The sequence below is a fragment of the Hymenobacter sp. DG01 genome, assembly GCF_006352025.1.
GTDB lineage: Bacteria > Bacteroidota > Bacteroidia > Cytophagales > Hymenobacteraceae > Hymenobacter.
Window position 1 is genome coordinate 703,263 of record NZ_CP040936.1, and the last position, 24,393, is coordinate 727,655.

At 60.6% G+C, this 24,393-nt stretch carries 15 protein-coding genes; 9 read left to right on the top strand and 6 right to left on the bottom strand.

From position 1 onward, the window contains the following. Positions 1–248 precede the first annotated feature (248 nt). Together FGZ14_RS02975 and murC are read right to left on the bottom strand one after the other, a co-directional pair. Positions 249–959, bottom strand: coding sequence for an alpha/beta fold hydrolase (locus FGZ14_RS02975; RefSeq protein WP_139921069.1), 711 nt, complete (start codon positions 957–959; stop codon positions 249–251). An 84-nt stretch (positions 960–1,043) separates the two neighbouring features. Then, positions 1,044–2,429, bottom strand: a complete 1,386-nt coding sequence (murC, locus tag FGZ14_RS02980) for a UDP-N-acetylmuramate--L-alanine ligase (protein ID WP_139921071.1) — start codon at positions 2,427–2,429, stop codon at positions 1,044–1,046. Between the two features lie 407 nt (positions 2,430–2,836). Here murC and dnaB point away from each other — a divergent pair, with 407 nt between their 5' ends. Next, a complete protein-coding gene (gene dnaB / locus FGZ14_RS02985) occupies positions 2,837–5,395 on the top strand; it encodes a replicative DNA helicase (protein ID WP_139925994.1) in 2,559 nt (852 codons plus the stop codon). A 96-nt stretch (positions 5,396–5,491) separates the two neighbouring features. Here dnaB and FGZ14_RS02990 read toward each other — a convergent pair whose 3' ends face one another. The 3 genes from FGZ14_RS02990 to gltB all read right to left on the bottom strand — a co-directional run bounded on the left by FGZ14_RS02990 (position 5,492) and on the right by gltB (position 12,634). Beyond that, positions 5,492–6,226, bottom strand: a complete 735-nt coding sequence (locus tag FGZ14_RS02990) for a hypothetical protein (RefSeq protein WP_139921073.1) — start codon at positions 6,224–6,226, stop codon at positions 5,492–5,494. A 225-nt stretch (positions 6,227–6,451) separates the two neighbouring features. Then, positions 6,452–7,927, bottom strand: coding sequence for a glutamate synthase subunit beta (locus FGZ14_RS02995; protein ID WP_139921075.1), 1,476 nt, complete (start codon positions 7,925–7,927; stop codon positions 6,452–6,454). Between the two features lie 186 nt (positions 7,928–8,113). Continuing rightward, a complete protein-coding gene (gene gltB / locus FGZ14_RS03000) occupies positions 8,114–12,634 on the bottom strand; it encodes a glutamate synthase large subunit (protein WP_139921077.1) in 4,521 nt (1,506 codons plus the stop codon). 257 nt (positions 12,635–12,891) lie between these two features. On the opposite strand from gltB, the gene FGZ14_RS03005 reads away from it, so the two are divergent. The 8 genes from FGZ14_RS03005 to FGZ14_RS03040 all read left to right on the top strand — a co-directional run bounded on the left by FGZ14_RS03005 (position 12,892) and on the right by FGZ14_RS03040 (position 24,003). Next, positions 12,892–13,248, top strand: a complete 357-nt coding sequence (locus tag FGZ14_RS03005) for a winged helix-turn-helix domain-containing protein (protein WP_257883328.1) — start codon at positions 12,892–12,894, stop codon at positions 13,246–13,248. Between the two features lie 68 nt (positions 13,249–13,316). After that, on the top strand, positions 13,317–14,279 hold the full coding sequence (locus FGZ14_RS03010) for a bifunctional helix-turn-helix transcriptional regulator/GNAT family N-acetyltransferase (RefSeq protein WP_139921079.1): 963 nt from the start codon (positions 13,317–13,319) through the stop codon (positions 14,277–14,279). A 117-nt stretch (positions 14,280–14,396) separates the two neighbouring features. Next, on the top strand, positions 14,397–17,039 hold the full coding sequence (locus tag FGZ14_RS03015; protein ID WP_219601048.1) for a TonB-dependent receptor: 2,643 nt from the start codon (positions 14,397–14,399) through the stop codon (positions 17,037–17,039). 198 nt (positions 17,040–17,237) lie between these two features. Then, on the top strand, positions 17,238–17,552 hold the full coding sequence (locus FGZ14_RS03020; RefSeq protein WP_139921081.1) for a hypothetical protein: 315 nt from the start codon (positions 17,238–17,240) through the stop codon (positions 17,550–17,552). 255 nt (positions 17,553–17,807) lie between these two features. Beyond that, the gene (locus FGZ14_RS03025) at positions 17,808–20,237 is read left to right on the top strand and encodes a TonB-dependent receptor (protein WP_180754467.1); all 2,430 of its coding nucleotides are present in this window, start codon (positions 17,808–17,810) and stop codon (positions 20,235–20,237) included. A gap of 239 nt (positions 20,238–20,476) precedes the next feature. Next, positions 20,477–21,187: an ABC transporter ATP-binding protein gene (locus FGZ14_RS03030; RefSeq protein WP_308217165.1), complete on the top strand. Its 711-nt coding sequence runs from the start codon at positions 20,477–20,479 to the stop codon at positions 21,185–21,187. A 10-nt stretch (positions 21,188–21,197) separates the two neighbouring features. Next, on the top strand, positions 21,198–22,616 hold the full coding sequence (locus tag FGZ14_RS03035; RefSeq protein ID WP_180754468.1) for a DUF3526 domain-containing protein: 1,419 nt from the start codon (positions 21,198–21,200) through the stop codon (positions 22,614–22,616). Positions 22,617–22,620: 4 nt separating this feature from the next. After that, on the top strand, positions 22,621–24,003 hold the full coding sequence (locus FGZ14_RS03040) for a DUF3526 domain-containing protein (RefSeq protein WP_139921088.1): 1,383 nt from the start codon (positions 22,621–22,623) through the stop codon (positions 24,001–24,003). 39 nt (positions 24,004–24,042) lie between these two features. Here the strand turns inward: FGZ14_RS03040 and FGZ14_RS03045 are convergent, their stop codons facing one another. Beyond that, entirely contained in the window at positions 24,043–24,393 is a 351-nt protein-coding gene (locus FGZ14_RS03045) for a hypothetical protein (RefSeq protein ID WP_139921089.1), read from the bottom strand.

Consider the following 24,393-nt stretch of genomic DNA (forward strand, 5'->3'; position numbering starts at 1 on the left):
TGCTGAGTGGGGTAGGAGGGGTAGGGCTTAACTTCTTTCTGATGTTCGGGAGCCCGTTACTAATGACCTGGGGCGGGAAACCCACCTGGTGGCAGCATGTCATGAAGGCTTTACTTAGCTGGCCTATGACTCTGCTAGGCGTCACACTCCAAGACCCGATGCCATCTTACGTATTCGTGGCTCTTATCCTGTTCAATGGCTTTTGCTGGGGAGCGGCCATGTACTTGCTGCTCCGGGGGCTGCGCTCTTTACAGCATGCCTTCCTCGGCTAGCTCCACGAAGCGGGCAATGCGGTTTACCAGCAAATCGGGGTTTACCTTGTCCAGTGGGTGAGGCGTGTTCATGATGATTTCGAAGGTAGCGCGGGGCATGTGGTCGGCGAAGTAGCGGGAGGCATCTACACCGGCGGTTTTGTCCAGCTCGCCCACCAGTACCTGCACGGGCACCTCCAGGGCGGCCAGCTTTTCGGGCGTGAGGGGGGGGGCGTCGCCGAGGCCGCGCATGAGCGTGCTGGTTGCCTGTAGCAGATCGGGCAGGGGGGTAGGGGCGTGCTGCTGGGTTAGCTGCTCCACGAACTGGGGCACCTTTTCCCGCATCTTTTCCAGGTCCAGGTGCCGGGTTTCCAGCATAGCCGAGGCTGGCGACCAGTCAAACTTGGTGCCCAGGGTAGTGATGCTGCTGAACAGCTCAGGCCACTGCACGGCCGCTGTCAGGGCCGCGTAGCCGCCCATGCTGTAGCCGAACACGTGCACCGGGGGCAGCAGTTGGTCCTGAATGAACTGCCGGATTTCCTGCGCGAAGTGCTTCATGGAAAACTCACCGGCTACCAGGGGCCGCCCGCCGTGCCCGCTAAAGCAAAAGCAGTGCACCTGGTAGAAGGACGGCAGCTCGCGCACCAGAAACTTCAACTGCGCTTCCGATGCCAGAGCTCCGTGCAGAAGCAGAAGGGTATGTTGCATGTCTTGATTCCGACAGAAGCAGAAAGCACCGGGCGGGAAAAACGGGGAACACGTTTCGCCGCGCCAGGTACCTGCTACTCGGTATTACTTCGTCACTTCGGCGGCCAGCTGGGCCAGGTCCAGCCCGTCAAACGTACCCGACGACATCATCAGCAAGTTGGCCTGCTGCCAGTTCTGGGCGTGCAGGAAATCGGCCAGCTCCCGGCTGTCCGTGAACACCCGCAGATCGGGGCGCTGGAAGGCCTGCTGCACGGCTTCCGCGGGCAGGGGGGGGAGGCGCTTGTGCTCCAGCACATGAGGATTGAAGTACACTACAGCCACGTCGGGCGTGTCGAAGGTATGGGCGTACTGAGGCAGGAAGGCTGGGTTCAGGGAACTGAAGGTGTGCAGCTCCAGGCAGGCTACCAGCTTGCGCTGGGGGTACTGCTTTTTGAAGGCGGTAGCGGTGGCTTTCAGCTTGCTTGGGGCGTGGGCAAAATCCTTGTACACTACCGAGTCCTGGCCCTCGCGCACCAGCTCCAGCCGGCGGGCCGCGCCCTTAAACGAGCCCAGGGCTTCGTAGAAATCCTTGCCCTTGATGCCCAGTTGCTTGCACACTTCCTTCGCGGCCGAAATGTTGCGCAGGTTGTGCTCCCCGAATACCTTCACGGGCACTTCATCATCCTTCTTAGTGATGAGGTAGGTTTTCCCGTCCCGGATAACGTGCTCGTGCGGACCGTAGCCGATGTAGGTCACGTCGGGGTTGCTGGGCACGGTTACCAGCTGCACCTGCTCGTCGTTCTGGTCATAGATGAGCACCCCGGCTTTGGGCGTCATCTCGGCGAAAATCTTGAACTGCTCGCGGTAGATTTCCTCGGTTGGAAACACGTTGATATGGTCCCAGCTGATGCCGGAAATAACCCCGATGTGGTGCTGGTAGAGGTGGAACTTCGGCCGCCGGTCAATCGGCGACGACAGGTATTCATCGCCCTCAATGATGATGATGGGGGCATCTTCCGTGAGCTGCACCATCAAATCGAACCCTTCCAGCTGGGCCCCCACGGCGTAGTCGAACTTGCGGCCGTGGTAGCGCAGTACGTGCAGAATGAGGGAGGTAATGCTGGTTTTGCCGTGCGAGCCCCCGATTACTACCCGCTGCTTGTCGCGGGAAGCCTCATAAATAAACTCGGGGAAGGAGTACACCCGCAGCCCTAGCTCCTGGGCGCGCAATAGTTCGGGGTTATCGGGGCGGGCGTGCATACCCACAATCACAGCATCGAGGTCCTGGTTAACCTTCTCTGGAAACCAGCCCTCTTCTGCGGGTAGCAGGCCCGCTTTGGCTAGGCGGCTTTTCGCGGGCTCAAATATTTCATCGTCGGAGCCGGTAACGTGGGCGCCGCGCTGGTGCAGGGCCAGGGCCAGGTTATGCATAATACTGCCCCCGGTAGCAATCAGGTGCAGGCGTTGGAGCGAAGAGGGGGTAGCAGTCATTCAGGATAGAGAGTAAGCAGGCGGCAAAGGTAAGGGTTTGGGTGATGGAGTGATTCGTGACAGGTGATGAGGTGAAGAGGGAAACGAACTGGCGGCAGACGCCTGGCCTACGGCCAGTCCGTTCCCCTCCTTATCTCATTACGCCCTCGCCCTATCACCCTTCATCACCTAAAAAAAGAAACCTTTCCGGCTGCTTCCGGATTGTAGGCCTCAGCCGTTAGCTTTGTACCCCTTTGCGAAAACGGGGCGTTAGGCCCGAGGAAATTTCTCCCGCCTCAACCACAAACGGCCCAACCTGCTTACCTTGTAGTGCTACCTCAGTGATGAATGACCGGATGGATGACCGCCTGAAACTATCGGCCTCGCGGGCCAAAGCCGCCTGGAACAACCGCCCTGCGGTGGTCCCGATGGGTGGCCCGGCCGGCAAGCTGCCTCCGCAGGCGCTGGAGCTGGAAGCCGCCGTGCTCGGGGCGCTGATGCTGGAAAAGGACGCCCTCACGACGGTAATTGATATTCTGAAGCCCCAGAGCTTCTACAAAGATGGCCACCAACGCATTTTCAAGGCCATCCTCAACCTGTTTGATAAGTCGGAGCCGATTGATATTCTGACGGTTACGCACGAGCTGCGCGAAATGGGCGAGCTGGAAGCCGCCGGTGGGGCTCACTACGTGGCTAACCTGACCTTCAAGGTAAACTCGGCGGCTAACATTGAGTACCACGCCCGCATCATCACCGAAAATGCCATCAAGCGCGAACTGATCCGCATTGCCTCGGACATTCAGCGCGACGCGTTTGAGGATACCACCGACGTATTCAACCTGCTCGACAGCACGGAGCAGTCGTTGTTTGAAGTGTCGGAATCGAACATTCGGAAGAACTTCGACGACATGCGGAGCCTGATGGGCAAAGCCATCAAGGAGCTCGAAGAAAAGAAGGACCAGAAAGACGGCCTGACCGGCGTACCGTCTGGCTTTTCGGCCCTGGATCGAGTAACATCCGGCTGGCAACCCTCTGACCTGGTGATTATTGCGGCCCGCCCCGGCATGGGTAAGTGCCTGGGCAAGGGCACCAAAGTGCTGATGTATGACGGCACCCTGCGCAACGTAGAGGACGTACAGGCCGGGGAGCTGCTGATGGGCGACGACTCGACCCCGCGCCGGGTGCTGAGCATAGCCCGTGGCCGGGAGCAGATGTACTGGGTGCGCCAGAACAAGGCCGAAGACTACCGCGTCAACGAGAGCCATATTCTGTCCCTGAAGCGCAGCCGCACCGAGGGCAAGCACCGCCACGGCGACGTGCTCAACATTACCGTTAAAGACTGGCTCAGCAAATCGGCGAAGTTTCGCTCCAACTACAAAGGCTACAAGGTGCCCGTGGAGTTTGCCGCGCAGCCGGTGCCGGTTGATCCGTATTTCCTGGGCGTGTGGCTCGGCGACGGGGCCTCCGCCAACTGCCGCATTACGGGTCAGGATTTGGAAATAATTGAGTATCTGCACGAATATGCTGCCGAGCTGGACTTGCAGGTGACTGTAGGGGTAGTGGAAAACCGCTGCAACAGCTACGGCATCACCCGTGGTCGGCAGGGGGGGAGCCTTGCCCAATTCTCGTTGCAGGATGAGCTGCGGCAGCTGGGCGTGCTCGGCGACAAGCACATTCCGCAGGCTTACCTCATCAATAGCACTGAGAGACGCCTGCGCCTGCTGGCCGGCCTGATTGATGCCGACGGCCACCTGGACCCGGTATCCAACGGCTACGAAATCACGCAGAAAAGCCACCGCTTGGCCCGGCAGATCAAGTTCCTGGCCGACTCGCTGGGTTTCCGAACGTCTTTGAAAAAGAAGCAGGCAGCCATCAGCGCCATAGGCTACGAGAGTGAGGTATATCGGGTCCGCATTTACGGTGACATCAACCGGGTGCCGGTGCGGGTAGCGCGCAAGCAGGCTAACCCCTGGGCCAGCAAAGTGGACTGGCGCATGACCGGCATTTCGGTGGAGGCCGATGGCGAAGATGACTACTACGGCTTCGAAATTGACGGCAACCGCCTGTTCCTGCTCCAAGACATGACCGTAACTCACAATACGGCTTTCGTAGTATCTGCCATGCGCAATGCGGCGGTGGAGTTCAAGAAGCCCGTAGCCATTTTCTCGCTGGAAATGTCCTCGCTGCAGCTCGTAAATCGTCTGATTTCGGCGGAGGCAGAGCTGGATTCGGAGAAGATCAAGAAGGGCAACCTGGCCGACTACGAGTGGGCCCAGTTGAACCATAAGATTTCGGCCCTGTCGTCGGCCCCGATTTACATTGACGATACGCCGGGCCTCAGCATCCGGGAGCTGCGCACCAAGTGCCGCCGCCTCAAGGCCCACCACGACATCCAGATGATCATCATCGACTACCTGCAGCTGATGACGGGCAACACGGATGGCAAGGGTGGGGGTAACCGCGAACAGGAAATTGCCTCTATTTCGCGGGCACTAAAAGGTATTGCTAAGGAACTGAACGTGCCCGTACTGGCTCTGTCGCAGCTTTCCCGCTCCGTGGAAACCCGCGGCGGCGACAAGAAGCCGCAGCTGAGTGACCTTCGTGAATCAGGGTCTATCGAGCAGGATGCCGACATGGTAATTTTCCTGTACCGGCCTGAATACTATAAGATTACTGAGGATGAAATGGGTAACCCCACCCAGGGCACCGGCGAGGTTATTATTGCCAAGCACCGAAACGGCTCCCTGGAAACGGTGCAGCTGAAGTTCATTGGCCGCTTCACCAAGTTTGCTGACCTGGATGGGGTAGGCGGCTTCGGCGATGCAGGCTTTAACCCCGGTGCCTTCCCCACCAGTACTTTCGACGACGATGCTTCCGGCTTCGCGCCAAATACCATCCGGCTGGGCTCCCGCATCAACAACGACGGGCCGCCGCCTGCGCAGCCCTTCCCGCGCAGCACCTTTGATGACGGCCCGCCGCCATTTTAACCGACCGGTACTACATACAAAAGCCTCCTCAGCACATGCTGAGGAGGCTTTTGATTTTCTAGTAGGTAGGGGAGGTAGCCTTAGGCTACGCTCTACTTACACGCCGCTGGCGAAGTCTGAATCATCGGAAGAGCTGGAGCTACCACGGTAGCCCTGGCTACGGCCGGCCATCGAAGAGGACGAGGAGTCTGACGATTTGTTGTCGGAGTCGTAGCCGGAGGAGAAGCCGGACGAGTAATCTGATTTACCGGAATTGCCCGAGTTGTAGCTGCCGCCTACGCGGTTTTCGTTCTGGCGGTCAAAGCCGCTGGAACCATAGGCGCTGGAAGAGCTGGCGCCACGGTTCGGGCCTTTGTCCATACGGCGGCTCTCATCTACCTGCGAGTTGGAAGAGGAGTAGCTGGACGGATGTACCTGGCTGCCGGAGCGGTAGTTCTGGTTGGGTCGTTGTGCCTGGGCGCTGTCGCCATAGTAGCTAACACCTTTCATTTTTTTGCCCGATTTGCCCGAGCGGGTAGCTAGGTAGCCTAGGCCGGCCAAAGCCACAACGCCTGCTACTTTTTGCGTAGTAGAGAGCTTGTTGATTTGCTCCCAGGAGTTGGGCAGGAATTCGCGGACGCCTTGAGGAAGCTGATCTACGATTTTCTGAATGCCAGCCTGTTCCATCCAGTTTTTAGCGCCACCGGAGGATTGCTGTTCCGAAGATTTGTTCGAAGAGTCGGCGCCAGCGTTTTGCTGGTTACCGGCGTTTTGTTGCGAGTTCTGGGGCTGATCAGCTGCGGACGAGCCGGCCGCCTCGTTGGTGGGAGTGGCAGATTGATTGGGTTCCATGCAGTTGAGTTGCGTTAAGGGTATACAGATAAGCGCTGCCTACGTGGCAGTTAGCTTCCCTATGCGCAAAAAACAGCCGATGGGTTGCAAATTAGATAATGTTTTTTCTGGTTTAGACCATATTCTATTGCTTGCCCTTGAGCTGATAAGGAGGGTGAGCAGCACAGTTACCTGAGTAAGAAAGAGTGCCACGCAGGGCGCAGCATCAGGGTCTGTTCGTACACGTTACCCAAACATGCCTACGGCATCTTTGCTCGGCAACGCAGTCTTACCCATCAGGAAAACATCAACTTGCCGGGCAGCTTCCCTACCCTCTGAAATGGCCCAAACCACCAACGACTGGCCCCGACGCATATCGCCGGCCACAAACACATTGGGCCGCGACGTGAGGTAATTGGCCTCGCTGGTAGTTTGCACATTACCGCGCTCGTCCAAGGCTACCCCCAGTTGCTGCAGCAACCCTTCGTAGCGGGGCGAGGTGAAGCCTAAGGCCAGTAGGGCCAGCTGACAAGGAATTTCGCGCTCCGAACCTTCGATTTCAGTGAAGCCTAGGCGGCGACCCAGCACGTCGGTTTCCCAGGTTACATCGGTTACAAGTAAGGCGCGCAGGTGATTGTGCTCATTGCCTAGAAAGGCTTTCGTGTTAATGCCCCAGTAGCGGTGGCAGCCTTCTTCGTGCGAGGTACTGGTTCGGAAGAGGGTAGTAGGGTAGTGGGGCCAGGGCTCGAAGGCGGACCGTCCGGCATCGGGCTGGTGCATGAGGGCAAACTGCGCCACTGAGTGGGCCTGCTGACGGTTGGCCGTGCCTACGCAATCGGAGCCCGTGTCGCCGCTGCCGATAACCACTACCTCTTTGCCCGTGGCCAACAGCTCCTCCTCATTGATTGACAAGTTGCTAACGCGGCGGTTATGCTGGGTAAGGTAATCCATGGCGAAATGAATGCCCAGTAGCTCCCGGCCCGGAATAGGCAGGTCGCGCGGCACGAGAGCCCCGCCGGCCAGCACCACAGCATCAAAAGTGCGAAGAAGCTCCTCGGCGGCTAAGTCTCGGCCTACCTCCGTGTTGCACCGAAACACTACCCCATCTTCTTCCATGAGCCGCAGGCGGCGGTCAATTACCCACTTGTCCAGCTTAAAATCGGGGATACCGTAGCGAAGCAGGCCACCAGGCTGGTCGTCGCGCTCAAACACCGTGACGGCGTGGCCCGCCCGCACCAACTGGGCCGCCGCCGCCAGTCCGGCCGGCCCAGAGCCCACTACCGCCACCGTTTTGCCCGTTTTTAGTACCGGCGCTGTAGGCTGCACGTAGCCTTTGGCGAAGGCAATTTCAATGATGTGCTTCTCAATTTCCTCAATGGCTACCGGCGCGCTGTTGATGCCCAGCACGCAGGCCGACTCACAAGGTGCCGGGCAGATGCGGCCCGTAAACTCCGGAAAATTGTTGGTGGAGCTGAGGATCTGGTAGGCCTTCGCCCAGTCCTCGCGGTGCACGGCGTCGTTGAACTCCGGAATGATGTTGCCCAGCGGACAGCCCGAGTGGCAGAACGGAATACCGCATTCCATACACCGCCCCGACTGCCGGTGCAGCTGTTCCTCAGAGTAGCTGCCCACAAACTCCTGGTTGTGCGTTACCCGCTGCTGCGGGTGCACCTTGGGCGGCATTTCCCGCTGAAATTCCTTGAAACCTATTGCGTTACCCATGATGGATAGGGTTTTTGTGGTCGGCTATGGTGCTAGTATTAGACTCTAAACTCTCCTCCTCAGATGAGGAGGGGATGGTTGAAGAGAGCTAGTAATCTTTCGACGGGTGTCAACCACCCCCAACCCCTCCTCATCTGAGGAGGGGAGCTAGTTTCTAGCTTTGGTTCTTCGTGTTGTTTTCATGCATTACTGCACCGTTTCGTAGCGTGCCTTTTGTAGCACCTTCTTGTATTCTGAGGGAAAGACCTTCACAAACTTGCCGGCTTCCTCGGGCCAGTTACTGAGCAGGAAGGCTGCTAGCTGGCTGCCGGTTAGCTCGGTGTGCTGGCGGAGTAGGTGCTGAATCTGGGCTTCATCATCAGTATCGAGCGGGTCCAGCTCTACCATTTCGGGGTTGCAGTTTTGGGGAAAGGTGCCATCGGCGTCATAGACCCAGGCAATGCCTCCGCTCATGCCGGCGGCAAAGTTGCGGCCGGTACGGCCCAGGATCAGGGCGCGGCCGCCGGTCATGTACTCGCAACCATGGTCGCCTACCCCTTCCACCACGGCCGTAGCGCCGGAGTTGCGTACCGCAAACCGTTCGCCGGCCTGTCCGCGCACAAACAGCTCGCCGGAGGTCGCCCCATACAGGGCCACGTTGCCGATGATGATGTTCTGCTCGGGTACGAAGTTGCCATCAGGGGTAGGGTAGATGATGAGGCGGGCCCCGCTGAGGCCTTTGCCCACATAGTCATTGGCCTCGCCTTCCAACCGAAACGACAAGCCCCGCACGCTAAACGCCCCGAAGCTCTGGCCCGCGGCCCCCCGGAACGTGTAATTGATGGTGTGCAGGGGCAGCCCCGCGGCGTGGTAGCGCTTGGTTATTTCATTGGAAAGCATGGTGCCCACGGTGCGGTCGGTGTTGCCGACGACAAACTCTGCCGCCACGGGCTGCTGGTGGTCGAGGGCCGGCTGGGCATATTGGAGCAGCTGCCAGTCCAGAATGTTGCTGAGGCCGTGGTCTTGGTCTTCGCTGTGGTGCAGGGTGCTGCCCGGCTCTGGTGAGGTCAGGTATAGCAGGTCGCGCAGGTCGAGGTGGCGGGCCTTCCAGTGCTGAATATTGGGGCGCGGCTTGAGAAATTGGGCCCGGCCTACCATCTCGTTTACCGTCCGGAAACCCAGCGCGGCCATGATTTCGCGCAATTCCTCCGCCATAAACCGGAACAGGTTCACAATGTGCTCAGGCTGCCCGCTGAACAGGCGGCGCAGCTCCGGGTCCTGGGTAGCCACGCCCACGGGGCAGGTGTTGAGGTGGCACTTGCGCATCATCACGCAGCCACCCGCCACCAGCGCCGCCGTCGCTACGCCCCATTCTTCGGCCCCGAGCAGGGTAGCAATGGCCAGGTCGCGGCCGGTTTTCAGCTGCCCATCGGTTTGGAGCACCACGCGGCTACGGAGCTGGTTGCGCACCAAGGTCTGGTGAGCTTCAGCGAGGCCCAGCTCCCAGGGCAGGCCCGCGTGCCGGATGCTACTCATGGAAGAGGCACCGGTGCCGCCATCGTAGCCGGCTACCAGAATCACGTCGGCGTGGGCTTTGGCAACCCCGGCCGCAATGGTGCCTACCCCCGCCTTGCTCACCAACTTCACGTTGATGCGGGCCTGGCGGTTGGCGTTTTTCAAGTCGAAGATGAGCTGAGCCAGGTCCTCGATGGAATAGATGTCGTGGTGGGGTGGGGGCGAGATGAGGCCCACGCCGGGGGTAGCGTGGCGCACCCGGGCAATCCACTCGTCTACCTTGTGGCCGGGCAGCTGGCCACCTTCGCCAGGCTTGGCACCCTGGGCCATCTTGATCTGGAGTTCGTCGGCATTGGTAAGGTAGTGAGCCGTGACGCCGAAGCGGGCCGAGGCCACCTGCTTGATGGCCGAGCGCATGGAGTCGCCATTCTCCATGGCTTCGTAGCGCAGCGGGTCCTCGCCGCCCTCGCCGGTATTGCTCTTGCCCCCGATGCGGTTCATGGCAATGGCCAGGGTGCTGTGGGCCTCGTGCGAAATCGAGCCAAACGACATAGCTCCGGTAGCAAAGCGGCGCATGATGCTTTCGGCTGATTCCACTTCCGCGAGGGGCACGGCCGGGCGGTGGTGGGCAAAATCGAGCAGACCGCGCAAACTAAAGGTGCCTTTGCTGGGCGCATTGACGAGCTGAGCGTAGCGCTGGTAGGTTTCGTAGTTGCCGGTGCGGGTAGCATGCTGAAGCAGGTGCACCGTTTCAGGGTTGAATTGGTGCGCCTCGCCCCGGCGGCGCCACTGGTACACGCCGCCCTCGGGCAGCAAAGACTGCTCTTCAAGAGTGCTGCTCCGGAAACCCTGATAGTGTTTGAACAAGGTTTCGCGGGCAATTTCATCGAGCCCCAGCCCACCAATGCGCGTTACGGCTCCGGTGAAATAAGCATCCACTACCTCCCGGTTGATGCCCAGAATCTCGAACACCTGTGCACCGTGGTACGACTGCAGGGTGCTAATGCCCATTTTGGAGAAGATCTTCAGCAGCCCGTCGCACACGGCTTTGCTGTAGTTGGCTTGCAGCTTCCCTACCTCCTGCGCGGGCCCCAACCTCCCGTCCCCGTGCAAGGTTCGGATGGTGCTAAGCGCCAGATAGGGGTTGATGGCCGTGGCTCCAAAGGCCAGCAGGCAGGCGAAATGATGTACTTCCCAAGCGTCGCCGGCTTCTACAACCAAGCCCACCGAGCCCCGGTATCCCTTCCGGATGAGGTGGTGATGCACCGCCGACACCGCTAGCAACGACGGAATGGCCGCGTGTTCCGAGTCGAGGTAGCGGTCCGAGAGAATCAGCACTTCAAACCCATCGTCCACGGCGTCTTCGGCGTAGCGGCACAGGCGGTCCAGGCCAGCTTTTAACGCGCCCGGCTTGCCATCGGCCCGGAAATAGGTGTTGATGGTTTTGGCGTTGAAGAGGCCCGTATCAATGCTGCGCAGCTTTTCCAGCTCGTGGTTGGTCAGGATGGGGTGATGCAGGGCCACGCAATGGCAGTGCATTTTGTCCTCATCGAGGATGTTACCGTTGTTGCCAATGAAGGTGGCCAGGCTCATCACCAGCCGCTCCCGAATAGGGTCAATGGGCGGGTTGGTAACCTGAGCAAAGAACTGCTTGAAGTAGCTGCTCAGGTGCTGGGGCTGGTCGGACAGCACCGCCAGCGGCGTATCAACGCCCATGGACCCAATGGGCTCCTTGCCATCCAGGGCCATGGGCGTCAGGATGGTATCGATGTCCTCGCGGGTGTAGCCGAACACCTGGTGGTACTTAAACACGGAGTCGGCGGAGAGGTCGGTGAACACCAGGCGCGGCTCGGGCAGCTCCTCCAGCCGAATCTGGTAGTCGCGGAGCCACTGGCCGTAGGGCTGGCGGGTAGCGGCCTGGGTTTTCAACTCCTCATCGGTAATGATCTGGCCGGCCACGGTGTCAATAAGGAGCATTTTGCCGGGCTGGAGGCGGCCCTTGCGCACCACGGCCGCTTCGGGCAGGCCCGCGCCCAGCACGCCCGCTTCGGAAGCTACCAGCACCCGCCCATCGTTCGTTACGGCGTAGCGCAAAGGGCGCAGGCCGTTGCGGTCCAGCATGGCACCAATCATGCGGCCATCGGTGAAGAGCAGAGCCGCTGGGCCATCCCAGGGGGCCATAAAGGTGGCATGGAACTCGTAGAAGGCCTTTTTCAGCGGGTCCATCTGCTCATTGCCGTCCCAGGCCTCCGGCACCAGCATCATCATGACGTGGGGCAGGGAGCGGCCACAGTGCAGGAGCAGCTCCACAATATTATCGAGGCAGGCCGAGTCCGATTGATTGGGAATGATAACCGGCAGTAGAATCTCCATTTCCTCCGCTGAGAAGAAGGGCGAGAGGTAGGAGGGGAGGCCGGCGTAAAACCAGTTCAGGTTACCGCGCAGGGTGTTGATTTCGCCATTATGGGCCAGCAGCCGAAATGGCTGGGCTAGTCGCCAGCTCGGGAAGGTGTTAGTGGAAAAGCGCGAGTGCACCATGCCAATGCCGGAGGTTACCCGCTCATCCGAAAGCTCGGGGAAGTAGCCGCGCACCTGGTAGGTGGTCAGCTGCCCCTTGTACACAATGACGCGGCAGGAGAGGGAGGTAAAGTACACCGCCTCGGCGGGCAGTTGGGCCGCCACCTCCCGGCTGATGAGTCGGCGCAGCACGTAGAGCTTACGCTCAAAATCCTCGGAGGTACTTACGCCACTCGGCCTACCCACAAACACCTGCTCAATGGCCGGCTCCCCCGACAAAGCCGTGGGGCCAATGCCGGCCGGATTCACGGGTACGGGCCGGTAGCCCAGCACGGGTATTCCTAGCCGGGCCGCGGCGGCGTTGATGATAGTGCGGCAGGCTTCGCGTTGGGCAGTTTCTTTGGGCAGAAAAGCCATGCCTACCCCATACTCGCCGGGCTCGGGCAGCCGAATGCCCAGCGTGGTGCATTCTTCCAGCAGAAACCAGTGCGGCAATTGCAGCAGCAGCCCGGCACCGTCGCCGGAGTCGGAGTCGCAGCCACAGGCGCCACGGTGCTCCATGTTTTCCAGAATGGTGAGGGCATCGGCGACAATCTGGTGCGATTTGCGGCCATCGACGTACGCAATAAAGCCGGTGCCGCAGGCGTCGTGTTCAAACTCGGGGCGGTAGAGGCCCTGGGGCGCGTGGTGCTCCATCGGAGAAAGGTGTCGTGGTTCGAGCGTGGAAAGGTGACCCCCGGCAGCAGGTCCGAAATAGCAACCTATTCACTGCCAGCAAACCCCATGACCCGGCCGCGCCTCATTTTCCGGTTTCTAACTTCCCGCAGCCTACCCCCCGAAACCTCCTCAATCCCTCCAAATAGCCTCCTAGCCAGGCGCTGCCGCGCTGCGTCTGCCAGAAAGTTGCTACCCCTGCTACGATTTCAAACCTTCCGCAGCCCCATCTTTACAGTATGAAAAACCTGCTTCGCCCCGACCTGAACTTTTGCCTCAACGGCCGCCTCTGGGTAGAAACCCCCGACGACCGGTTCATGGGCATTGGGCGGCTGGAACTACTCACGCTCATTCAGGAACACGGCTCCATCTCGAAGGCGGCCCAGGAAATGGGCATGTCCTACAAACGGGCCTGGGACCTGGTGGCTTCCCTGAACGCCCAGAGTGCTACACCATTGGTGCAAACTCAAACCGGTGGCAAGCGCGGCGGCGGGGCTGAAGTAACCCCCGAGGGCCAGCAGCTGATTCAGGAGTTCCGGGCCCTGCAGGAGCGGTTTCAGGCGTTTCTGGCAGTGGAAGCAGCTAGGTTGCTGTAAAACAGCGAAAGAGGAATTTGATATAACAAACAATGTAAGCACTTACGTAAATTATTTATGTTTGCAGTATGGAATTCTTTGATGAACTAGGCTCCGCCGCGCTGGGAAGCCGGCTGCGCCGACTGAGTGAGGTAATGACGAGCCAGGCCGCCGAAGTGTACGAGCTATACCATGTAGCCTTTGAGCCTCGCTGGTTTCCCGTGTTTTATGTGGTGGCCACGGAGCCGGGCCGGCACGTCGGCGACATTGCCGAGCGAATCGGGCAAACCCACGCCGCCGTTAGCCAGGTAGTAAAGGACCTGGTAAAGCACGAGCTGGTGCAGGTACAGCGCGGCGAAACCGACCAGCGGCGCAGCGTCATTTCGCTTACCGAAAAGGGTGCTGCCCTCTGGCCCGCCCTCCAGCAGCAAACCGCCGACGTACGCCAAGCCACCGAGACGCTACTCGCCGAAACCCGCCACAACCTCTGGCTGGCCATCGGGGAAATGGAATACGCGTTGTCGCGCCAGAGCCTAGGGGCGCGGGTGAAGTCAGTGCGGGATGCGCGGGTAGCGGGAGCGGTGCAGATCCTGGATTATGAGCCGCGGTTTCAGCCCGATTTCAAGCGCCTCAATACTGAGTGGATTGAGCGGTATTTCCGGGTGGAAGAACCGGACCTGAAAGCCCTAGACCACCCCGAAGAGTACATTTTGCAGTCGGGCGGGCGTATTCTGCTAGCGGAGTATCAAGGGCAGATAGTAGGCGCGTGCGCCCTGCTGCGTATGGACGCCGATACAGTTGAGTTGGCGAAGATGGCGGTGTCGCCGGCGGCGCAGGGGCTGGGCATTGGGTTCCGGCTAGGCGAAGCTGCCATTGTCCAGGCCCGGGTACTGGGCGCGAAACGCATCTATCTGGAAAGCAATACCAAGCTGGCGCCGGCCATTCAGCTGTACCACAAGCTGGGCTTCCGCAAAACGGTGGCTGGTCAGCCCTCGCCCTACGAGCGCTGCAACATCCAGATGGAACTCGTGCTGCAGGAAGTGAAAGGGTAAGGGCCGTAGCCAAAGCGTCAGGTGCACCGCCGAATGGCTTGCGGCTGGCCGGAGCAAACCATTCGGTGGGTTCTGCGTTATGTTTGTCGGAATATAACGACGCCTGAATCCGCCTGCATGCCTACTACTACCCCCTACAAGCCCGCAAAGCCCAACGTACGCGCCCTATGCCGGCCGGCACTGATAGGCGGAATCATGGTAGTGGCGAGTGGGCCAGTGCTGGCCCAACGCAGTCTGCAACCCACGGCCCTGGCCGATACGACGCGGCTGGGGGAGGTAGTAGTGGCCGCCTCAAAGGTGGAGGAGAGCATGCTGCAGTCACCGGTGACGGTGGAAAAGCTGACGGCGCGGCAGCTGCGGCTCACGCCGGCCCCGTCGTTTTTCGATGCTATTGAGCATGTGAAGGGTGTGCAGGTGATTACGCCCAGCCTGGGCTTCAAGGTGATAAACGCCCGGGGCTTCACCAATACCACCAACGTGCGCTTTGTGCAGCTGGTGGATGGCATTGATAACCAGGCGCCCCACATTGGCGGACCCATCGGCAACGTGCTGGGCCCGAGTGACCTGGACATTCAGGCGGTGGAAATTGTGCCGGGCACGGCCGCGGCGTTGTACGGGCTGAACGCCATCAACGGGCTGGCTAACTTCAGCACCCGCAACCCCTTCCGCAGCGAGGGGTTGAGCGTGCAGCAGAAGGTAGGGGTGAACCATGTAAACGACGCCAACACTGGCGCGCACCTGTTTTCCGAAACCAGTGTGCGCTACGCCAAAGCCGTGAACCCCAAACTGGCGTTCAAAATGAACGGCACCTATCTGCGCGGCTACGACTGGATGGCCACCGACCCCACCGACATCAACCCGAACGGCAACGCTACCACCGGCCTATTCGGCACCGATAACCCCGCCCGCGACCCGGTAAGCAGCTACGGCAACGAATCCTCCAACCGCTCGAACCTGACGCTGGGCGGCAAAAGCTACCAGGTAGCCCGCACCGGCTACCGGGAGCAGGACGTGGTGGATTACCGCCTGCAAACCTTCCGCTACGATGCCGCCCTGCACTACAAGCTGACGCCCACGGCCGAGCTAGCCTACACCTACCGGGGCGCTAACTTCGACAACGTGTACCAGCGCAGCAACCGGTTTCAACTCAGTGATTACCACCTACAGCAGCACGCCCTGCAGCTGACTACCCCCGTAGTGCAGGCCCGCACCTACTTCACCCAGGAAAACACTGGCCGCAGCTACAACCTGCGCTCTATGGCCGAAAACCTGGACCGCAGCTTCAAGCCCGATGCGCGTTGGAACCAAGATTACACCGCCGCCTGGAACAGGGCCACGCAAGACGGCCAAACCGTAGCCCAGGCCCACGCCGCGGCCCGCGCGGCCGCCGATGCCGGCCGCCTGCAGCCCGGCACCCCCGCGTTTAAGCAGCGCCTGCGGGAGCTAGCCGGCATCAACAACTGGGACCAGGGTGCGGCCCTGCGCGTGCAGGCCGAACTGCTCCACGCCGAAGGCCAAGTGAACGTAGGGGAGGCTTTGCGCCGGGGAGGCAAAGCCCTACCCGCCTGGACCGACCTACTGGTAGGTATCGACCACCGCACTTACTTCATTCAGCCTGATGGCAACTACTTTATCAACCCCGAAAAAGGGGAGGATCCGTACAGCACCCTGACTTATGGCAAAACCGGCGGCTTTGTGCAGGCCGGTGCCCGGCTGCTGCAGGAAAAAATCCGTTTGACGGCTACCCTGCGCGCCGACAAGAATGACTACTTCAGCACCCGCTTCAACCCGCGCCTCACGGCGGTGTACTCGCCCACCCAGCGCCACAACTTCCGGGTAAGCTACCAGAGCGGCTACCGTTTTCCGAGCTTGTTTGAGGGGTTTTCCAACGTGAACAGCGGACAGGTGAAGCGTATTGGAGGGCTGCGGGTTATGTCGGACGGGGTATTCGAGAACAGCTACCTGCGCAGCTCCATTGATGCCTTTAACGCGGCTATAACGCGCGACGTGAATACCGGCGGCCTCTCGCGCAGCCAGGCTATTGCCAAAAATCAGGGCACCCTAGTGAAGAACCCCTACACCTACCTGCGGCCCGAGCACATCAAGTCCCTGGAGCTGGGCTACAAAGCGGCCCTGCTACCCGGCGGCCGCCTGCTGGCTGACGTGGACTTCTACTACAACACCTACCGCGACTTTATTGCCCAGGTAGAAGCCTACGTGCCCATCAACGCCGCCGGCCAGCCGCTTTCTGCCGACGCCGACCTGAATACCGTGGCCACTGCCCTGAGCGCCCGTGCCGGCCAGGCCCGCTACCGCCTCTGGACTAACTCCCAAAGCCAGGTGTACAACTACGGCGGCTCCCTGGGGTTGCGCTACGACGTAGCGGGCGGCTACCTGGCCGGCGCCAGCGTCACCTACGCCCGCCTCGACCGCACCGAGTCGGGCGACGGATTAGAGGACGGCTTCAACACCCCGCGCTGGGCGTATAACCTGAGTCTGGGTAGCGAGAATGTGGTGAAGAACTTTGGCTTCGGACTCAACTTCCGCTGGCAGGCGCGCTACTACTCCCAAACCTTCCTGGTAACCGGCTACGTGCCCGCCTACAGCACCCTCGATGCCCAGGTCAGCTACCGCCTGCCTACCCCCAACCTGCGCCTGAAGCTGGGCGCCAGCAACCTGCTGAATCAGTACTATGTGAGTTACCTCGGCGGCCCCAGCGTGGGCGGACTATACTACCTGCAGGTGACGTACGGACTGTAAGCACTGACCTGCTCCGCTTGCCGGGTTACCGCGAAGCATAGGGGGTAGGGGGCGCCCTAGTAGCAGCCGGTTTCAGCCTAAGGCATTTATTAAATATGCAACAATGATGCATATTTAATAAATATCCTACCTTTGCCGGATATGATGCAGAAACAAGGGTAAGTGCATACAGGACGCAGACTAATAGCGTGGTGGCTGTTGAGCCTGCTACTTCGGGTGTTGGCACCCGAGGCCGCTATCCTGCGCCTGCACTTCCACCAGCACACCGAGGATGCGCCCCTGACCAGCAGTACGGTCACGTTGGGCAAGCACAAGGCTATGCTGTCGGCTAAGCACCAGCACTGTTCTACGGAGCAGCTGTACAATGCGCCTTTTCAGCCGGCTGTGCCTATCAAACTGCCGGAACCCGTGCGCCTGTTAGCCTACGCGGTCTACCGGCCGCAGGCCCCCGTGTGCCGGGCCTCACACCTGCTGGATGGGGCTTCGCTACGCGGGCCGCCGGCTCGCGCCTAGTCTTGATTTAGGCTGCTACCCCCTCCGGGGTAGGGTAACCTGCCGTGCCTATCCGGCTGCGCTGCTAATTCCGCGCCCGTAGTGGCCTGCGTCCTTTTTCCGGCAGCCTGAATTCAGGCTAGTGGGCTCCTGCTGTATTTCAGCGGGTCGTCCGGCGCGGTGGGCGTGTAACGGCCTCCCCCTTCTTCCTCTGTTTTTCTGGTTTATTATCAGGAGCTGATGCCTCAGCTCACGGGCCCGGTGTGGCCCTGTCCTATGCCCCGCATTCTACTGGTTCTACTGCTCGTTCTTCCCCAATTGGCCCTGGGCCAACTCTCCGGCCACATCAGCGGCCACCTCATCAGCCCTACCGGCCAGGCCCTAGAGGGCGTTATGGTGGTAGAGAAAAGCGGGCGGTTTTCTGCCCTTTCTGACGCCGAAGGGCATTTCTCCCTTGATCAGCTGCCCCTGGCTGAGTATACGCTCATCACCCGCAGCCTGAGTCACCAGCAGGAGCAGCGCACGGTTATCCTGAGCGCCGAAACGCCCGCCTTGGTAGTCGATTTTACCCTGCGCGCCAGCACCAATGCCCTGCAGGAAGTGGAAGTGCTGGGCCGCAAGGAAACCACCTACAAGAGTAACTACAGCTTTGTGGGCACCAAAACGGCCACTGCGCTAAAAGACGTGCCACAGTCCATTTCTACGGTCACCAAGGAGCTGATGGAGGACCGCCAGGCCCTGCGCTTGCCCGACGTGGTGAAAAACATTGCCGGCGTCACGCAGTACTCCCACTACGACGACCTGACCATCCGGGGCTTCCGCAACGGCTACGAAAGCGGCTTCCGTCTCCTCAACGGGTTGCGCTCGGGTTTCAGCTACGGCAACTCCTTTACCCAAGCTCCCCTGACCGTGAACCTGGAGCGGGTGGAGGTGCTGAAAGGTCCCGGCGCGGCTCTGTACGGCGACATCAACCCCGGCGGCACGGTGAACATGGTCACTAAAAAGCCGCTTGATGTGGCCCGCAAGGCAGTGAGCTTCTCCAACGGCAGCTTCAATACCTCCCGCGCCACGGCCGATTTCACGGGGCCGATGAACGAGCGGAAAAACCTGCTCTACCGCTTCAACGCGGGCTTCGAGAAGTCCAATACCTTCCGCGACGTGAACGACACCCGCTCCGTGATGGTGGCGCCCACGGTCACCTTTCTGCCCACCGACAACACCACCCTCAACGCCGAGCTGGTGTACACCCACATCGACGGCTACCTCGACCGGGGGCTTGCCATTCGGGGGGGCGACTTGTACGCCCTGCCGCGCTCCTTTACCCTGAGCCAGCCGAGCGACTATTTCCGCACCAGCACCTACTATCTCAACGCCTCGCTTAACCACAAATTCACCGACTGGCTGTCGCTGAACGCCTCCTACCTCGACTTCACCTACAACGAAGACCTGAGCGAACACCGCACCCTGAATTCCTATGCCGACGCGCCGGCCAACACGGTGATGAACCTGCGCTATTTCGACCGCCGCGCCGAGGAGTACACCAAAAACCTGGCGGCCTACTTCGCCCTGAACCGCTTTACCGGCTCGGTGGCCCACAAAGTGGTGCTGGGCGTCGACTACATCCGCTTCAACACGGATAAGCAAAGTACCATGTTTGAAGCGCGGCAGAAGCTGGTGGATGGGGTGAAATCTCCCCTGACCTTCGACCTGAAGAACCCGGTGTATGAAATCCAGGACCCCACTAAGTACATCCGCCGGCCGCTGCCCCTGTTCTTCATCGACTACATCAACTCGGTGTACCACACCACGGGCATTTATGTGCAGGACCAGCTTACCGTAACGCCGCGCCTGAGCCTGCTGCTGGGGGCCCGCTACGAGCTATTTGCCGATGAGCGCGACTACCCCGACGGGTCGCAGACCATTCCGCAGCGCCGGCTGCTGCCCCGCGCTGGCCTTACCTACGCCCTGCGTGACAACCTGAACTACTTCGCCAGCTACAGCGCGGGCTTCCGGCCCCTGAAGCCGGAGCTGCTGCGCTTTCCGGAGCGCTACGGCCGCGCTACTCCCTTCGATACCGAAACCAGCTACCAGGTAGAAACCGGCCTGAAGGGGGAGTTTTTCGATAAAGCTCTGTTTGGCACCCTGGCCGTGTATCAGATAGATAAGCGCAACCAACTTGTGCCAACCAATGCGCTGATGCCTGACGGAACGACCATCTACCGCCAGAATGATTTGGTCCGTTCGCGTGGGGCCGAAGTGGAGCTGACCGGCAACCTGCTTCCGAATCTGAATCTGAACGCCACTTACGCCTTCAACCACTCCGAGGTACTGGATGCTGCGCTGGCGGTGGAGGAGGGCCAGCCCCTGGCCAACTCGCCCAAGCATTCGGCGGGTTTGTGGACCAAGTATACCTTCACTCTACCCGCCCTGCGCGGCCTGGGAGTGGCCTTCGGCGGCAACTACGTAGCCGCCCGCCGCACCGAAAATCAGGTGACCAATACCACCACGGGGAAGGAGTACTGGGGGTACTGGCCCTCTTACACCGTGCTCGATGCGGCCCTGTTCTATACCGTGGACAAGTTCAACTTCCACCTGAACGTAAACAACCTGCTTGACAAGTACTACTTCGTGGGCGGGTATGACTACTTCCGCACCAGCCCCGGCGCCCCGCGCAACTTCATGGCTACCGTGGGCTACACTTTCTAAGCGGATTAAACTCCGAGAAAAGAACACGAAAAGAACCGTCATGTCGAGCGCAGTCGAGACATCTCGCGTGCTGACGTTGCCATACTAACTCAACGATTCGAGCGAGATGTCTCGACTGCGCTCGACATGACAGTTTGGGAAAATAGTCGAAGCGTGGCTTCGTCTAACTCTCTGGCTATGTGGACGCTAGGTCAAGCCTGACGGCCAAGAGGGCGAATATCACGACACACTGTTTGCATATGAACTACATTCTGGAAGCGCGCGACCTGCGCAAAGAGTACCCCAGTAAGCTGGCCCTGCAGAGGCTGAACCTGCAAATTGAGCCGGGGGAGGTGTTTTGCTTACTCGGCCAGAACGGCGCCGGCAAATCCACGACCATCAACCTGTTCCTGGGCTTCATTGCGCCAACGTCGGGGGCAGCCTTTGTGAATGGCATGGAGGTAGCCGCCGACCCGCTCAAGATCAAGGAGCACCTGGCCTACATTCCCGAAAACGTGATGCTCTACCCCCACCTGACAGGCCTGGAAAACCTGGCCTTGTTCAGCAGTCTGGCGGGTTTTAAATACAAAGAGGCGGAGCTGCTCGACTACCTGCACCACGCCGGCTTGCCGGCCGAGGCGGTGCGGCGGCGCGTAGGCACCTACTCCAAGGGCATGCGTCAGAAAGTGGGCATTGCCATTGCCGTGGCCAAGCACGCCAAAGTGCTGCTGCTGGATGAGCCTACCTCCGGCCTCGACCCCAAAGCCTCCAATGAGTTTTCGCAGCTGCTGACCCAGCTAAGCGCCGAGGGCACGGCCGTGCTCATGGCCACCCACGACATCTTCCGGGCCAAGGAGGTAGGAACCCGTGTGGGCATCATGCGGGAGGGCGAGCTGGTGGATGTGCGCCCCACTACCTCACTCAACGCCCAGGAGCTGGAGCAGCTTTACCTCACCTACATGCACAACTAGCCCGCCCCCGATGATGCATAGTATTGCGCAAAAAGAATTCGTGAGCACCCTGCGCGACAAGCGTTTTCTGGTGCTGAGCGTGCTGGTGCTGGCCTTGCTGCTGGCTGCTACCCTAGTGGGGCGGGCCAGCTACCAGACCCTGCAGCAGGAGCGGCAGCTAGCCCAGCAAACCGTCAACGACCAGTTTCGACACCAGCCGGCGCGGCATCCGCACCGCGTGGCCCACTACGGCTCCTTTGCCTTCCGGCCCCGTTCTGGCCTCAGCCTGCTCGACTCGGGCGTAGACTCCTTCACGGGCACCTCGGTGTTTCTGGAGGCCCACCAGCAGAACAGCGTCAACTTCAGCCAGGCCCAGCAATCGGGCTCCCTGATTCGGTTTGGGGAAATGACGGTGGCCTTCGTGCTGCAAATGCTGGTGCCGCTGCTCATCATCTTCCTGTGCTTCGGGGCCTTCACCCAGGAGCGCGAAACGGGTACCCTGAAGCTGCTGTTAAGTCAGGGCGTATCCTTGCGGCAAGTGGCCTGGGGCAAGATTGTGGGGTATAGCCGCGCCGTGGCGCTGGTGGTGGCCCCGGCCCTGGCCCTAGCCGCCGTATTGCTGTTCGGAACCGAGGAGTTTGCTTCCGGCGCTGACCTAGTAGGGCGGCTGGGGCTGTTCGTGCTCAGCTACGCCGTGTACTTCTTCCTGTTTATCGTGGGGGCCGTGGTGGTATCGGCGGTGCAGGCCAGCTCCCGCGCGGCTTTGGTAACGCTGCTGGGCCTCTGGATTCTGGGCTGCATCATTCTGCCCAAAGCCACTGCCAACCTGGGTGCTACCCTGTACCCCGCCGTGACTAAGGCCCAGATGGATGCCGACGTGCACGAAGAAGCCCAGCACGGCATCAACGGCCACGACCCGCAAGACCAACGCTCGGCCGCCCTGAAGGCAGGGCTGCTCAAAAAGTACGGCGTCGATTCGGAGGAGAAGCTGCCGGTGAGTGTGGGTGGCATTGTGATGAGTGAGAGCGAAGCCTACTCGGCCAAGGTGTACCGGCAGCACTTCGCCGACCTGAATGCCACCTACGAGCGGCAGAATCGCCTTTCTGATTGGGTAGGGCTCCTGAACCCCTACCAGGCCATCCGGCCGCTGTCGATGGGCCTGGCCGGCTCCGATTTTGCCCACTACGTGCACTTCCAGCAGGCCGCCGAAGCCTACCGCTACGCCCTGGTGCAGCGCCTGAATGCCCTGCAAACCAGCATGGGTTACGGCGACAAAGAGCGCAAGCTCGATGCCCACACCTGGCAGCAGCTACCCCTCTTTGCTTACCAGGCGCCCCCCCTGGGCTGGGCCCTGCCCCGCCTGCTGCTACCCGTCGTGGCCCTGCTGCTTTGGGCCGTGGGCCTGAGCTGGCTGGGGCTGCGGTTGATTTCCAACTCCCGACTTGCCTGATCTGATGAGAATATTCTGGCTTCTGTTTTCCTACGAGTGGCGACACTTCCGCGCCGCCAAAGGGCTGGTGCTACTGTGCGCCTTACTGCTGTTTACGGGCCTCTACGGCATTTACTACGGCACCACCGAAATTGAGCGCCAACGCCAGCACCTTACCACCCTACCCGAGCTCACGCGCCGCAACGTGAAGGAACTTAAGGTGAAGTTTCCTGGCCCCACCGATGCCGGCGACATTGGCTACTACCACACCACCTACGCCGTGCACCACCCCGATGCCTGGGCGGCCCTCTCCCTGGGCCAGCGCGACGTAAATCCCTACTACGTGAAGCTGCGCCTGCTGGGCCTGCAAAACCAGCTCTACGCCACCGACAACACCAACCCTATGAAGGTGCTCAGCGGCAACTTCGACCTGGCGTTTGTGCTGGTGTACCTGTTTCCTTTGCTCATCATTGCCTTGAGCTTCAACCTGCTGTCCAGTGAGCGGGAAGAAGGCATCCTGACCTTGCTGCTGGCCCAGCCCGTAAGCCCCGGCGTGGTAGTAGGCGCGAAGCTGGCTTTCCGTCTGGCCGTGGTGCTAGGGCTGGCCTGGCTGCTCTCCGTCGTGGGCATGCTGTGGGCCCAGGTGCCGCTGGATGGCCGCGTAGGTACCTGGCTGGGGCTGAGCACGCTGTACTGTCTGTTTTGGTTTGGGGTAGCGCTGATTATCACGGCCTTGCAGCGCACCTCGGCCTTCAACGCCGTAACCCTGCTGGGCGTGTGGCTGCTGCTGGTGGTGCTGGTGCCCAGCCTGCTGAACCTGGGCGTGGCCGCCGCCCACCCCGTGCCCCAGGGCATTGAGCTGACCATCAAGCAGCGCGAGGAAATTCATGCTGGCTGGGACCGGCCGAAAACCCAGACCATGAACCGGTTCTTTGCCCTTTACCCGCAGTGGCGTGATACAGCCACCATCCGGGAGCGGTTTGTGTGGCGCTGGTACTACGCCTTCCAGCACCTCGGCGACCTGGCCGTGGCCAAGCAAGCCGCCGCCTACGCCAACGGCCTCCAGCAGCGCTACGACCTGGTGGAGAAATTGAACCTACTCTCCCCGGCCATCAACGCCCAAAGCAGCCTCAACGCCCTGGCCGGCACCGATTTGCCAACCCACCTGAAGTTTCAGCGCAGCGCCACCGCCTACCACGATGCGCTGCGGGCCTTTTACTACCCCTTCCTGTTCCGCAAAGTCGAATTCACCCACAACGATTACGCCCGGGAGCCTACGCACACCTTCACCAGCCAGCCCGAGTTGAGCACCGCTCTGCGCGGCTTGGGCAAGTTGCTGCTAAGCGTAGGGGTAGTGTTTGCGGCCGGACTACTGCTGCTCCGGGCGCGGCCCATCAACCCGCGCTAGGGTTTGGCCGGCAGGGGCAGAAGGGCCCATCCGCCGCAGCTAGTGGCCTTCCTCCACGAATTGACGCAGGCGCCGACGGGTGATGGTCTGGTTGTTCCAGTAGAATGAATCGGCCATTTCCCGCCGGCTCAGCGTGGCGTCCGACTGTTGGCTGAGCCAACTGACGAAGGCGGCCCGGTCGGGGAAGGTTAGGGCGTAGGGCGGGCGCTCATCAATAGTGTTCAGGCCCTGTAGCTGCCCATCCCAGACCTCGGCGTAAATGAATGCGCCCTCTACGCAGGCCAGCCCCAGGCCGCCGTAGTCGCGGTGGTAGGGCACCAGCGTCCGGCCCGCGGCTAAGGCGTCGGCTACCTGCTCGGCTAATGGCAACCCATAGGCGCTTGGGGGCAT